The following is a 12540-nucleotide window of genomic DNA, read 5'->3' as shown; positions in this document are numbered from 1 at the left end:
CCCTGCGTCCGCGCGCCGCATTCGGAAGTCGAATCGACGTATGTAATGTCTTCGTGACATGAAAATGCCGGCCCTCGTGGCCGGCATTTTGTTTGTGTTCCGGGGAAACGACATGACCTCTCTTCGCGCGCTTGCTACGGGCGCATGTGCTGCCGCGCTCGCATCGCTGTGCGCCATTGTCGCACCTGCGAAGGCGCAAAACTATCCGACGCGCAGCATCACCATGATCGTGCCGTTCGCCGCCGGCGGGCCGACCGATGTCATCTCGCGCATCGTCACCGCACACATGGCGCAGACGCTCGGCCAAAGCATCATCATCGAGAACGTGGTCGGCGCCGGCGGCACCACCGCCACCACGCGCGCCGCGCGTGCCGCCAATGACGGTTATACGCTCATCACCGGGCATATGGGCACGCATGCGGCGTCCGTGCCGCTCTATCCGAAGCTCGCCTATCATCCCGAAAAGGATTTCGAGCCGATCGCGCTGCTCGCGGGCACACCGATCCTGATCCTCGCGCGCAAGGACCTTCCGCCGAAGGATCTCAAGGATTTCGTGGCTTACGTGAAGGCCAATGCCGAGAAGGTGAACGCCGCGCATGCCGGCGTCGGCTCGGTCTCGCACGTCTCCTGCGAGCTCCTGCACTCCATCCTCGGCGTCAAGCCCGTTGGCGTGCCCTTCAACGGCACCGGCCCCGCGATGAATGCGCTGGTGGCGGGCCAGGTCGATTACATGTGCGACCAGATCGTCAATGCCGTGCCGCAGATCAACGCCGGTACCATCAAGGCCTATGCGATCGCAACGCTTGAGCGCAATCCGTCGCTGCCGGACGTGCCGACCACGACGGAAGCGGGGCTGCCTGCGTTCCACGCCCAGGCCTGGAACGCGATGTTCGCGCCCAAGGGAACTTCGCCCGCGATCATCGCAAGCCTGAACGCCGCAGCCATCAAGGCGCTCGACGACGGAAACGTGAAGAAGCGCCTGCTCGAGCTCGGCAGCGTCATCCCGGCGCCCAAGGACCGGACGCCGGAGGCGCTGGCGACCCTCGTCAAAAACGAAATCGCCAAATGGAGCCCGGTGCTCAAGCCGGCAACTTAGCCAGCACTTTCAGGTCGATAGGGAGGGCCGGGACGCTGAGTTCCGCCCCTTGTCGTTTGCCGCGGGAACGCTCACCTTTTCCTTGTATAATCTGTGGGACCAGCGAATCGCCGCTGTCGCAGCGCGGGGGTGGCGGTTAAGTTCGCCGCTTCCCCAAAGGCTCTATCGCACATGCACCAATATCAGGACCTGCTCGAGCGGATTCTTTCAGACGGCGCCGAAAAGACCGACCGGACCGGCACCGGCACGCTGTCGGTGTTCGGCCACCAGATGCGCTTCAACCTGTCGGCCGGCTTCCCGATGCTGACCACCAAGCGCCTGCCGCTGAAGGCCATCGTGCACGAGCTGTTGTGGTTCCTGAAGGGCGACACCAACATCAAATATCTGCGCGACAACGGCGTCACCATCTGGGACGAATGGGCGGACGCCAATGGCGATCTCGGCCCGGTGTACGGCCATCAGTGGCGGTCCTGGCCCACCGCCGACGGGCGCAGCATCGACCAGATCGCCAATGTCGTCGACATGATCAATCGCACCCCGGATTCCCGCCGGCTGATCGTCACCGCCTGGAATCCGGCGGATGTCGAGAAGATGGCGCTGCCGCCCTGCCACCTGCTGTTCCAGTTCTACGTCGCGAACGGCAAGCTGTCGTGCCAGCTCTATCAGCGCTCGGCCGACGTCTTCCTCGGCGTGCCCTTCAACATCGCCTCCTACGCGCTGCTCACCATGATGGTCGCGCAGGTCACCGGCCTGAAGCCCGGCGACTTCGTGCACTCGCTCGGCGATACCCATCTCTACTCCAACCATCTCGAGCAGGCGCGGCTTCAGCTCACGCGAGCACCGCGCGCGCTGCCGGTGATGCGGATCAATCCTGACGTGAAGGATATCTTCTCCTTCCGCTACGAGGATTTCGTACTGGTGGGGTACGATCCGCATCCGCACATCAAGGCGGAAGTCGCGGTCTAACGCATGATCCGGAAAAGTGTGCAGCGGTTTTCCGATATGATCATGCGGGCTCTTTAAAGCGATGTCGGTCAACATCCGCCGCGCGCGCTCCGGCGAAGCCGGGCTCGTTCTTGCTTTCATCCGCGAGCTTGCCGAGTACGAAAAGCTGTCGCACGAGCTCGAGGCGACCGAGGCTGACATCGCGGAGGCGCTGTTCGGCGAGAGGCCGCAACTCTATTGCGCGATCGCCGAGTGGAACGGCGAGCCGGTCGGCTTTGCGGTGTGGTTCGCCAATTTTTCCACCTTCAGCGGCCGCCACGGCATCTATCTCGAAGATCTCTATGTGCGGCCGTCGCATCGCGGCAAGGGCCTCGGAAAGGCGTTGCTGGTCTATCTGGCGAAGGAATGCGTCGACAACGGCTGGTCGCGGCTGCAATGGGCCGTGCTCGACTGGAACGCGCCGTCGATCGCATTCTACAAGTCGCTGGGCGCCGTGATGATGGACGACTGGACACTGTGCCGCGTCACCGGTCCTGCGCTGACGCGGCTCGCCGGGAGCAAGTCCTGATGGAGATCGTCTTCGTCGTTGCGATTGCGGAAAACGGCGTCATCGGCGCCGGCAACGCGATCCCGTGGCGCTTGAAGTCCGACATGGCGCGCTTCAAGGCGCTCACGATCGGCAAGCCCATAATCATGGGCCGCAAGACCTTCGAATCCCTGCCTCGTCCGCTTCCCGGGCGTACCAACATCGTCATCACGCGCGATGCGGCTTATCGCGCCGCAGGAGCCGTCGTCACGACCTCGGCTGCGGATGCGGAGGCGGTCGCGCGCGGTGATGCCCTGCGGCGTTCGGTCACCGAGATCGCGGTGATCGGCGGCGCCGAGATCTATCGGCAATGGCTCGATCGTGCCGGTCGCCTCGAAATCACCGAAGTGCATGCGCGGCCCGACGGCGACACCCGTTTCGACATCGACAAGGCAGAATGGGACGAGATGGCGCGCGTCCGTCATCCTGCCGGCCCCGACGACAGCGCCGACTTCTCCTATGTGACATATCGTCGGCGGTCGCCCCGTTAACCGCATTCGGCAATGTTAACATTGACTTTTCTGCCTTCGGGCTTAGCTCGAAAGGCGGCCAAGGCCGCGTTGTAAGGGACCTGCCTGTCCCCTATAAAGCCGGACCGGACAAAGCGGGCAGGGGCATCTCACCCTGCCGAGGAGAGCGTCGAATGCCGTGGAAGAATCAGGGCGGTGGCCCATGGGGCTCGGGTCCGAAAGGACCATGGGGCACAGGCCCGCAACCGGTCGGGCCGAGGCCGCCGGATCTGGAAGATCTTCTGCGGCGCGGCCAGGACCGCCTTCAGCAGATCATGCCGGGCGGCTATTTCTCCGGCGTCGGCATCACGCTGATCATCCTGCTCATCATCGCGTTCTGGCTGCTGTCGGGCTTCTTCCGCGTGCAGTCCGAAGAGCGCGGTGTCGTGCTGCGCTTCGGCAAGCATGTCCGCACCGTGGACCCCGGCCTGAATTATCATCTGCCCTATCCGATCGAGACCGTGCTGCTGCCGAAGGCGCTGCGCGTCAACACCATCTCCATCGGCATGACCTTGATCGACGATCCGGCGCGGCGCGGCCGCTCCATCCGCGACGTGCCGGAGGAGAGCCTGATGCTCACCGGTGACGAGAACATCGTCGATGTCGACTTCACCGTGCTGTGGCGCATCAAGCCGGACCCGGGCGGCGTCGGCGACTTCCTCTTCAACATCCAGAACCCCGAAGGCACCGTGAAGGCGGTGGCCGAGAGCGCGATGCGCGAGGTGATCGGCCGCTCGCAGATCCAGCCGATCCTGACCGGCGCTCGCACCACGATCGAGCAGGGCGTGCAGGAGCTGATCCAGAAGACGCTCGACAGCTACGGCGCCGGCATTCTCGTCACCCAGGTGCAGATGCAGAAGGTCGACCCGCCGGCGCAGGTGATCGACGCCTTCCGTGACGTGCAGGCGGCGCGTGCCAATCTCGAGCAGCTGCAGAACGAAGCACAGACCTACGCCAACCAGGTCGTGCCGCAGGCGCGCGGACGTGCGGCGCAGATCCTGCAGGCCGCCGAAGGCTACAAGGAGCAGGCGGTCGCCGAGGCCAAGGGCCAGAGCGCGCGCTTCCTCAAAGTTTACGAGGAATACAAGAAGGCGCCCGACGTGACGCGTGAACGGATCTATCTCGAGACGATGGAGCGCGTGCTCGGCGGCGCGGACAAGCTCGTCTATGACGGCGGCCCCTCCGGCCAGGGCGTCGTGCCCTATCTGCCTCTCAATGAATTGACGACCAGGCGGCCGCCTGCCGCCGGCCAGCAGTCGAGCGGAGGCAACCGATGAGGTCTCCGGTCACAGGCATCGTCACGCTGCTCGGACTCCTGGTCGTCGTGGTCGTCGGCTACATGTCGCTGTTCACGGTACAGCAGACCGAACAGACCATCGTGCTCCAGTTCGGCAAGCCCGTCGACGTCGTCACCGATCCCGGCCTGCACTTCAAGGCGCCGTGGAATTCGGTGATCAACATCGACAAGCGGATTCTCGATCTGGAGAACCCGTCGCAGGAAGCGATCGCGTCCGACCAGAAGCGGCTCGTCGTCGACGCCTTCGCGCGCTACCGCATCAAGGACGCGCTGCGCTTCTATCAGAGCGTCGGCTCGATCCAGGCCGCCAACATCCAGCTCACCACGCTCCTGAATGCGGCGCTGCGCCGCGTGCTCGGCGAGGTCACCTTCATCAACGTGGTGCGCGACGACCGCGAGAAGCTGATGCTGCGCATCCGCGACCAGCTCGATCGCGAGGCCGACGGCTACGGCATCCAGGTCGTCGACGTCCGGATCCGGCGCGCCGACCTGCCGGAGCAGAACAGCCAGGCGGTCTATCTGCGCATGAAGACCGAGCGCGAGCGCGAGGCGGCCGAGTTCCGCGCGCAGGGCGGCCAGAAGGCTCAGGAGATCCGCTCGAAGGCCGACCGCGAGGCGACCGTGATCGAGGCCGAAGCGAGGTCGCAGGCCGAGCAGACGCGCGGCGTCGGCGATGCCGAGCGCAACCGCCTGTTCGCCGAAGCCTACGGCAAGGATGCCGACTTCTTCGCCTTCTATCGGTCGATGACGGCCTATGAGAACGGGCTGAAGTCGAACGATACCCGCTTCCTGCTGCGGCCGGATTCGGATTTCTTCCGGTATTTCGGTAGCCCGGCCGGCAAGACGGCCGACGCGCCGCCGGCGAAGCCCTAAGCTAGACAGGGGCGGCCGTTCTGGCCGCCCTTCGTTCCGACAAGAACAGCATCACGGGAGGTTCCAATCCGATGAGGTCCATTGCGTTCGCCGACTTCCTCATCGGCTTAGGCATCCTGTTCGTGCTGGAAGGCTTGATGTTTGCGGCAAGTCCAAACTGGATGCGCAAGGCCATGAAGAGTGCGATGGCCACTCCGGACCACGTCCTGCGGGCGGTGGGGATCGGTTCGGCCGTCGCCGGCCTGATTCTGATCTGGGTTATGCGTCGCCCGATTTAGCCGCAAAGCCAACGCCAAAGTGAAGGCGAGAAGCCGGTTTTCGCCATATTATGCGGGTGGTTGACACCCGTTAAGGTCCGCGCTTGCGCCATGCCCCCGTTCGAGCGCAGTCTGGCGCCGAATCCTTATTCTCTGGAGATCACAATGACCGCTGCCATCATTGCCCCAACCCGCTTGCGCCATGGTGTGCGAATTGGGCTGGCCGCGCTCGCCGTCAGTGCTTTCTGCGCGCTCGGCACCCCGGCTCAGGCGCGCGGACCGGAGGGCATCGCCGACGTCGCCGAGAAGGTGATCGACGCCGTGGTCAACATCTCGACCTCGCAGACCGTCGAGGCCAAGAGCGGCGCCAACACCATGCCGCAACTGCCGCCCGGCTCGCCCTTCGAGGAATTCTTCGACGACTTCTTCAAGAACCGCCGCGGCCCCGGTGGCGGCAGCAAGGGCGGCGACAATGGCAGCGGCCCGCCGCGCAAGACCAATTCGCTCGGAAGCGGCTTCATCATCGACACGTCGGGCGTCGTCGTTACCAACAACCACGTCATTGCGGATGCCGACGAGATCAACGTCATCCTCAACGACGGCACCAAGATCAAGGCGGAGCTGGTCGGTGTCGACAAGAAGACCGACCTCGCGGTGCTGAAGTTCAAGCCGACCAAGCCGCTGGTCGCGGTGAAGTTCGGCGACAGCGACAAGCTGCGCCTCGGTGACTGGGTGGTCGCGATCGGCAACCCGTTCAGCCTCGGCGGCACGGTGACGGCCGGCATCGTCTCGGCCAAGAACCGCGACATTTCTTCCGGTCCCTATGACAGCTACATCCAGACCGACGCGGCCATCAACCGCGGCAATTCCGGCGGCCCGCTGTTCAACCTCGAAGGCGATGTCATCGGCGTCAACACCCTGATCATCTCGCCCTCCGGCGGCTCGATCGGCATCGGCTTCGCCGTGCCGTCGAAGACGGTCGCGGGCGTCGTCGACCAGCTCCGCCAGTTCGGCGAGCTGCGCCGCGGCTGGCTGGGTGTGCGCATCCAGGGCGTCACCGACGAGATCGCCGAGAGCCTCAACATCAAGCCGCCGCGCGGCGCGCTGGTTGCCGGCGTCGATGACAAGGGCCCGGCCAAGCCCGCCGGCATCGAGCCCGGCGACGTCGTCGTCAAGTTCGACGGCAAGGACGTCAAGGACCCGAAGGACCTGTCCCGCGTCGTCGCCGATACCGCGGTCGGCAAGGAGGTCGACGTCGTCATCATCCGCAAGGGCCTGGAAGAGACCAAGAAGGTCACGCTCGGCCGCCTGCAGGATCCCGAGAAGGTGCAGGCCGCGGTGAAGACCGACGAGCCGGCGCCCGAGAAGCCGGTGACGCAGAAGGCGCTCGGTCTCGATCTCGCGGCGCTGAACAAGGACCTGCGCACGCGCTACAAGATCAAGGAGAGCGTCAAGGGCGTGGTCGTCACCAATGTCGAGGCCAATTCGGATGCCGCCGAAAAGCGCCTCTCGGCCGGTGACGTCATCGTCGAGGTCGCCCAGGAAGCGGTCTCCAGCGGTGCCGATATCCAGAAGCGCGTCGACCAGCTCAAGAAGGACGGCAAGAAGTCGGTGCTGCTGCTGGTCTCGAACGCCGACGGCGAGCTGCGCTTCGTGGCGCTGAGCGTGCAGTAGTCGAGGCACGGTCCCGCAGGGTGGGCAAAGCGAAGCGTGCCCGCCTTCCACCGTTGCAGCAAGGGTGGCGGGCACGGCGCAAGCGCGCCTTTTCCTACCCGACGGCTGCCGAGCGGGTGGCGAGAGAAGACGGGAGAGGCTACTTCTCGACGAACTCGTCGCGCCGATACCCCTGCGCATAGAGCAGCGCGGTGAGATCGCCGTGGTCGATCCGCGCCGCTGCGGCCGCTGCCACCGCCGGCTTGGCGTGATAGGCCACGCCCAGCCCGGCCGCCTGGATCATCGCCAGATCATTGGCGCCATCGCCGACCACGACCGAGTCGACGTCGTCGAGATCGAAGGACTCCATCAAATCAACCAGCGTCGCCAGCTTCGCGGCGCGGCCCAAAATCGGCTCCTTGACCTCACCGGTGAACTTGCCGTCGCGCACGACCAACTCGTTGGCGCGGTTCTCCTGGAAGCCGATCTTGGCGGCGACGGCGCTCGTGAACAGCGTGAAGCCGCCGGAGACGAGGCAGGTATAGGCGCCGTGCGCGCGCATGGTCGCCACCACCTCAGGGCCGCCCGGCGTCAGCGTGATGCGCTTGTCCAGCACCTCGTCGACGACACTGGCGGGAAGGCCCTTCAGCAGTGCGACGCGCTCGCGCAACGCCGGCTCGAACTCGATCTCGCCGCGCATCGCGCGCTCGGTGATGGCGGCCACATGGGCCTTCATCCCGACGAGGTCGGCGAGCTCGTCGATGCATTCCTGGCCGATCATGGTGGAATCCATGTCGGCGAGAAAAAGCTTCTTGCGCCGGAAGCGCGCAGGCTGCACGACGATGTCGATCGGCAGGTCGCCGCGAAGCTCGCGCAACCGCTGCTCGATGGCGTGGCGGTCGCCTTCGAGGTTACTGTCGGCGCCGAAGGGGATGTCGACGGCAACCCCGTCGAACAGCCAGTGCGCGGGAGCTGCCTGAGGCAGGACGGCGCGAGCGCCGTCGACGATGGTAGAGTCGAGCGCGGGGTTGTCAGGGTGGCAGATCAGCGTGGCGACGAGCGACATTTGAGGTTTTCGTGAGTGAGGGGCATTCGAGCAAGGCCGTGCTTATCGCAGGCCCGACCGCCAGCGGCAAGTCAGCGCTGGCGCTCGAGCTTGCGCTCAGCGCCGGCGGCACTGTCATCAATGCCGATTCCATGCAGGTCTATCGCGACCTCCGCATCATCACGGCACGTCCGACCCATGGCGATGAGGCGCGCGTTCCGCACCGCCTCTACGGCCATGTCGATGCGGCCGTGAATTTCTCGGCCGGGGGCTGGGTCGTGGATGCTGCGAAGGCGCTCGAGGAGGCGCGGGCCGAAGGCCGGTTGCCGATCTTCATCGGCGGCACCGGGCTCTATTTCAAGGCGCTGACGACCGGCCTCTCCGTGGTGCCGCCAATCCCCGCCGAGGTGCGCGAGGACGTGCGGGGGCGGCTGGAGCGGAACGGCGTCGAGGCGCTGCATGGGGAACTCGCCGCCCGCGATCCGCGCGCCGCCGGGCGATTGAACCTGCGCGACCGCACCCGGATCGCGCGCGCACTCGAGGTGGTCGAAGCGACCGGGCGCTCGCTGCTCGACTGGCATCAGGAGGGCCAGCCGCCGCTGTTGCCCAGGCACAGTTTTCGCGCGGTATTCCTCGCTCCCGAGCGCGACGACCTCTATGCCCGCATCGACGCCCGATTTGATGCCATGCTGGGCGGTGGCGCCTTGCGGGAAGTGGAGCGGCTCGCCGCCCGCGGTCTTGATCCGCTGCTGCCGGCGATGAAGGCCCACGGCGTTCCGGCGCTGATCCGGCATCTGCGCGGAGAACTCAGCCTGGAGGAGGCCGCCACGACCGGCCGTGCCGACACCCGCCACTACGCCAAGCGCCAGTTCACCTGGTTCCGGCATCAATTGCCGGAATTCGAATGGGTCAAGCCGGAGGAGGCGAGGGGATGGCTCGCGGCGGCGGTGAGCGCGGAGCGGGAGCGGGACTGACGCGCATTTGTGCCGAGTTCCCGAATTTACCTCTCGCCGAAGCCCGGGAACGCCGCTACACTGCCAAAATCGCGCGGGAACGGCCGCATTGCCTTGACATCCAAGCTTTGGCCGCTATGTTTCGCGCAACCTTTGGGAAGCCGGGCGCCCGCCATGCGTAATATTATTACCAAACTCCTCATCGCCGTCGTACCGAGGTACACCGCCGGGGATGGCTAGCTGCCATCCACAAGACAGGCGGTGTGCATGGGCCCTCTTCGGGGCCTTTTTTATTTCCCGAACCAGACTGAACAAAGCCGCTGACAACAGCGCATCCGGAGCAAGCCAATGAGCGACAAGAGCCACGATCCGAACCAGATGACCGGCGCCGCGATGATCGTCCGCGCGCTCATCGATCATGGCGTGACCGACATTTTCGGCTATCCCGGCGGCGCGGTGCTTCCGATCTATGACGAGATCTTCCAGCAGAGCGAGGTCCAGCACATCCTGGTCCGCCACGAGCAGGGCGCGGGCCACGCCGCCGAGGGCTATGCGCGCTCGACCGGCAAGCCCGGCGTTGCGCTGGTGACCTCCGGTCCCGGCGCCACCAACATGGTGACGCCGCTGACCGACGCCCTGATGGACTCGATCCCGTTGGTCTGCATCTCCGGCCAGGTGCCGACGCATCTGATCGGCAATGACGCCTTCCAGGAATGCGACACGGTCGGCATCACGCGTCCCTGCACCAAGCACAACTGGCTGGTGCGCGACGTCAACGACCTCGCCAAGATCCTGCATGAGGCCTTCTACGTTGCGACCTCGGGCCGTCCCGGCCCGGTGCTGGTCGACGTGCCCAAGGACGTGCAGTTCGCAACCGGCACCTATCATCCGCCGCGCAAGTCCGACGTGCACCGGTCCTACGCGCCGCGCGTCAAGGGCGATGCGACGCAGATCCGCAAGGCGGTCTCTTTGCTCGCGAACGCCAAGCGTCCCGTGATCTACAGCGGCGGCGGCGTGATCAATTCCGGCCCCGAAGCGACCAGGTTGCTGCGCGAGCTGGTCGAGGTCACCGGTTTTCCGATCACCTCGACTCTGATGGGCCTCGGCGCCTATCCGGCCTCGGGCAAGAACTGGCTCGGCATGCTCGGCATGCACGGCACCTACGAGGCCAACATGACGATGCATGATTGCGACGTCATGCTGTGCGTCGGCGCGCGCTTCGACGACCGTATCACCGGCCGCGTCGATGCGTTCTCGCCGGGCTCGAAGAAGATCCACATCGACATCGATCCGTCTTCGATCAACAAGAACATCCGCGTCGACGTGCCGATCATCGGCGACTGCGGCAACGTCCTCGGCGACATCCTCCAGGTGTTCAAGGCGGAGGCGAAGAGGCCGGACATCAGGTCGTGGTGGCAGCAGATCGCGCAGTGGCGCGCCCGCAACTCGCTCTATTACAAGAAAAGCAATGACGTCATCCTGCCGCAGCACGCGATCCAGAGCCTGTTCGAGGCGACGCGCGGCAAGGATACCTACATCACGACAGAGGTCGGCCAGCACCAGATGTGGGCCGCGCAGTTCTACGGCTTCGAGGAGCCGCATCGCTGGATGACCTCGGGCGGTCTCGGCACCATGGGCTACGGCCTGCCGGCCGCGGTCGGCGTGCAGGTGGCGCACCCGGATAGCCTCGTCATCGACATCGCGGGCGACGCCTCTGTGCAGATGACGATGCAGGAGATGTCGACGGCGGTTCAGTACGAGCTGCCGATCAAGATCTTCATCCTCAACAACCAGTACATGGGCATGGTGCGCCAGTGGCAGCAACTGCTGCATGGCAACCGCTTGTCGCATTCCTACTCCGAGGCGCTGCCGGATTTCGTGAAGCTCGCGGAAGCCTATGGTGCCGTCGGCCTCCAGGTGCACAAGCCGGGCGATCTCGATGGCGCGATCCAGGAGATGATCTCGGTCAAGCGCCCGGTACTGTTCGACTGCCGCGTCGCCGCGCTCGAAAACTGCTTCCCGATGATCCCCTCCGGCAAGGCGCACAACGAGATGCTGTTGCCGGAGCAGGCCAACGACGAAGCCACGGCCAAGGCGTTCGCCGCCGGCAAGGCTCTGGTGTAAGCGCGATGATGCAGCAGCGACGAGCGGCCTTCCTTCGCCTCTCCCCGCTTGCGGGGAGAGGCCGGATTGCGCGTAAGCGCAATCCGGGCGAGGGGGAGTCTCCGCGAGTCCAGCTGGCACCGTCCCCGTGGAGACTCCCCCTCACCCCTACCCTCTCAGCGCGAGCGAAGCTCGTCGCGGCCCCGCAAGCGGGGCGAGGGAGCAGACCGACCGTGGGGCTACAATGTTCGACCTGACGGAGCTCGAGCGCGCACATGCGATCGTGGGGCAGGCGGTGCCGGCAACGCCGGCGCGCGGCTGGCCGCTACTCGCTGAACGGCTCGGCACCGAGGTCGTGGTCAAGCATGAGAACCACACGCCGATCGGCGCCTTCAAGGTGCGCGGCGGCCTCGTCTATCTCGAACGACTGAAGCGCGAGCGGCCGAATACGCCGGGCATCATCTCCGCGACGCGCGGTAACCATGGTCAGAGCCTCGCCTTTGCCGCAAGCCGCCACGGCGTGCCGGCGGTAATCTATGTGCCGCGCGGCAACTCGGTCGAGAAGAACCGCGCGATGAAGGCCTTTGGTGCCGAGCTCGTCGAACACGGCGAGGACTTTCAGGCGGCACGCGAGGAAGCCGAGCGCCGCGCGCAGTTCGCCGGGCTTCACATGGTGCCGTCGTTCCATCCTGACCTCGTGCTGGGTGTCGCGACCTACGCACTGGAGCTGTTCAGGTCCGCACCCGATCTCGACGTGCTCTACGTGCCGATCGGGCAGGGCTCCGGGATCTGCGGCTGCATCATGGCGCGCGACCTGCTCGGCATGAAGACCGAGATCGTCGGCGTGCAGTCGACGGAAGCGCCGTCCTATGCGCTGTCGTTCGCGGCCGGCAAGATCGTGACGACCGAGACCAGCAACACGCGCGCCGACGGCATGGCAACGCGCATCCCCGACGAGGACGCGTTCGCGCTGATCCGAAAGGGGGCTGCGCGGATCGTGCAGGTCACCGACGACGAGGTCGCCGCCGCGATCCGCGCCTATTGGACCGACACCCACAATCTCGCCGAAGGTGCCGGCGCAGCCGCGCTGGCGGCGGCGCTGCAGGAAAAGAGCAAGCTGAAGGGCAAGCGCGTCGGTCTCGTGCTGTCCGGCGGCAATATCGATTTCGATCTGTTCCGCCGTTGGGTCGGGACGGACGCGCCGGCATTGGCGTGACGGAGAG

Annotated in this window: 12 protein-coding genes; 11 read left to right on the top strand and 1 reads right to left on the bottom strand. The window is 65.5% G+C overall.

The window, feature by feature from the left end; genetic code table 11:
* Window positions 1-112 precede the first annotated feature (112 nt).
* From ACRQ5Q_RS33810 to ACRQ5Q_RS33775, 8 genes are all read left to right on the top strand, one after another.
* Window positions 113-1096 (top strand): tripartite tricarboxylate transporter substrate binding protein BugD, encoded by a 984-nt coding sequence (locus ACRQ5Q_RS33810; protein WP_439394263.1) that lies wholly within the window; start codon window positions 113-115, stop codon window positions 1094-1096.
* 171 nt (window positions 1097-1267) lie between these two features.
* Complete coding sequence (locus tag ACRQ5Q_RS33805) at window positions 1268-2062, top strand: thymidylate synthase (RefSeq protein ID WP_439394261.1); 795 nt, start codon at window positions 1268-1270, stop codon at window positions 2060-2062.
* A gap of 61 nt (window positions 2063-2123) precedes the next feature.
* On the top strand, window positions 2124-2609 hold the full coding sequence (locus ACRQ5Q_RS33800; RefSeq protein ID WP_439394260.1) for a GNAT family N-acetyltransferase: 486 nt from the start codon (window positions 2124-2126) through the stop codon (window positions 2607-2609).
* Complete coding sequence (locus ACRQ5Q_RS33795) at window positions 2609-3118, top strand: dihydrofolate reductase (protein WP_439369942.1); 510 nt, start codon at window positions 2609-2611, stop codon at window positions 3116-3118. The genes ACRQ5Q_RS33800 and ACRQ5Q_RS33795 overlap by 1 nt, the downstream gene beginning before the upstream one ends.
* Window positions 3119-3270: 152 nt before the next feature.
* Window positions 3271-4413: an FtsH protease activity modulator HflK gene (gene hflK / locus ACRQ5Q_RS33790; RefSeq protein ID WP_439369940.1), complete on the top strand. Its 1143-nt coding sequence runs from the start codon at window positions 3271-3273 to the stop codon at window positions 4411-4413.
* Window positions 4410-5306 carry a protease modulator HflC gene (hflC, locus tag ACRQ5Q_RS33785; RefSeq protein WP_439369938.1) on the top strand — a complete coding sequence of 299 codons (897 nt, stop codon included), beginning with the start codon at window positions 4410-4412 and terminating at the stop codon, window positions 5304-5306. The genes hflK and hflC overlap by 4 nt, the downstream gene beginning before the upstream one ends.
* Before the next feature lie 71 nt (window positions 5307-5377).
* Window positions 5378-5584, top strand: a complete 207-nt coding sequence (locus tag ACRQ5Q_RS33780; protein WP_439369936.1) for a DUF2065 domain-containing protein — start codon at window positions 5378-5380, stop codon at window positions 5582-5584.
* Between the two features lie 144 nt (window positions 5585-5728).
* Entirely contained in the window at window positions 5729-7237 is a 1509-nt protein-coding gene (locus ACRQ5Q_RS33775) for a Do family serine endopeptidase (RefSeq protein WP_439369935.1), read from the top strand.
* A gap of 139 nt (window positions 7238-7376) precedes the next feature.
* Here ACRQ5Q_RS33775 and serB read toward each other — a convergent pair whose 3' ends face one another.
* Window positions 7377-8282 (bottom strand): phosphoserine phosphatase SerB, encoded by a 906-nt coding sequence (gene serB / locus ACRQ5Q_RS33770; RefSeq protein WP_439394258.1) that lies wholly within the window; start codon window positions 8280-8282, stop codon window positions 7377-7379.
* Window positions 8283-8293: 11 nt separating this feature from the next.
* Here serB and miaA point away from each other — a divergent pair, with 11 nt between their 5' ends.
* The 3 genes from miaA to ACRQ5Q_RS33755 all read left to right on the top strand — a co-directional run bounded on the left by miaA (window position 8294) and on the right by ACRQ5Q_RS33755 (window position 12533).
* Window positions 8294-9235 (top strand): tRNA (adenosine(37)-N6)-dimethylallyltransferase MiaA, encoded by a 942-nt coding sequence (gene miaA, locus ACRQ5Q_RS33765; protein WP_439369932.1) that lies wholly within the window; start codon window positions 8294-8296, stop codon window positions 9233-9235.
* 327 nt (window positions 9236-9562) lie between these two features.
* Window positions 9563-11338, top strand: coding sequence for an acetolactate synthase 3 large subunit (locus tag ACRQ5Q_RS33760; RefSeq protein ID WP_439394256.1), 1776 nt, complete (start codon window positions 9563-9565; stop codon window positions 11336-11338).
* Between the two features lie 223 nt (window positions 11339-11561).
* On the top strand, window positions 11562-12533 hold the full coding sequence (locus tag ACRQ5Q_RS33755) for a threonine dehydratase (RefSeq protein WP_439394254.1): 972 nt from the start codon (window positions 11562-11564) through the stop codon (window positions 12531-12533).
* The last annotated feature ends 7 nt before the right edge of the window (window positions 12534-12540 follow it).

The organism is Bradyrhizobium sp. PMVTL-01, from assembly GCF_051861855.1.
GTDB lineage: Bacteria > Pseudomonadota > Alphaproteobacteria > Rhizobiales > Xanthobacteraceae > Bradyrhizobium.
Note: the sequence above shows the minus strand (reverse complement) of the source record. Positions and strands in the feature narration are given on the sequence as shown.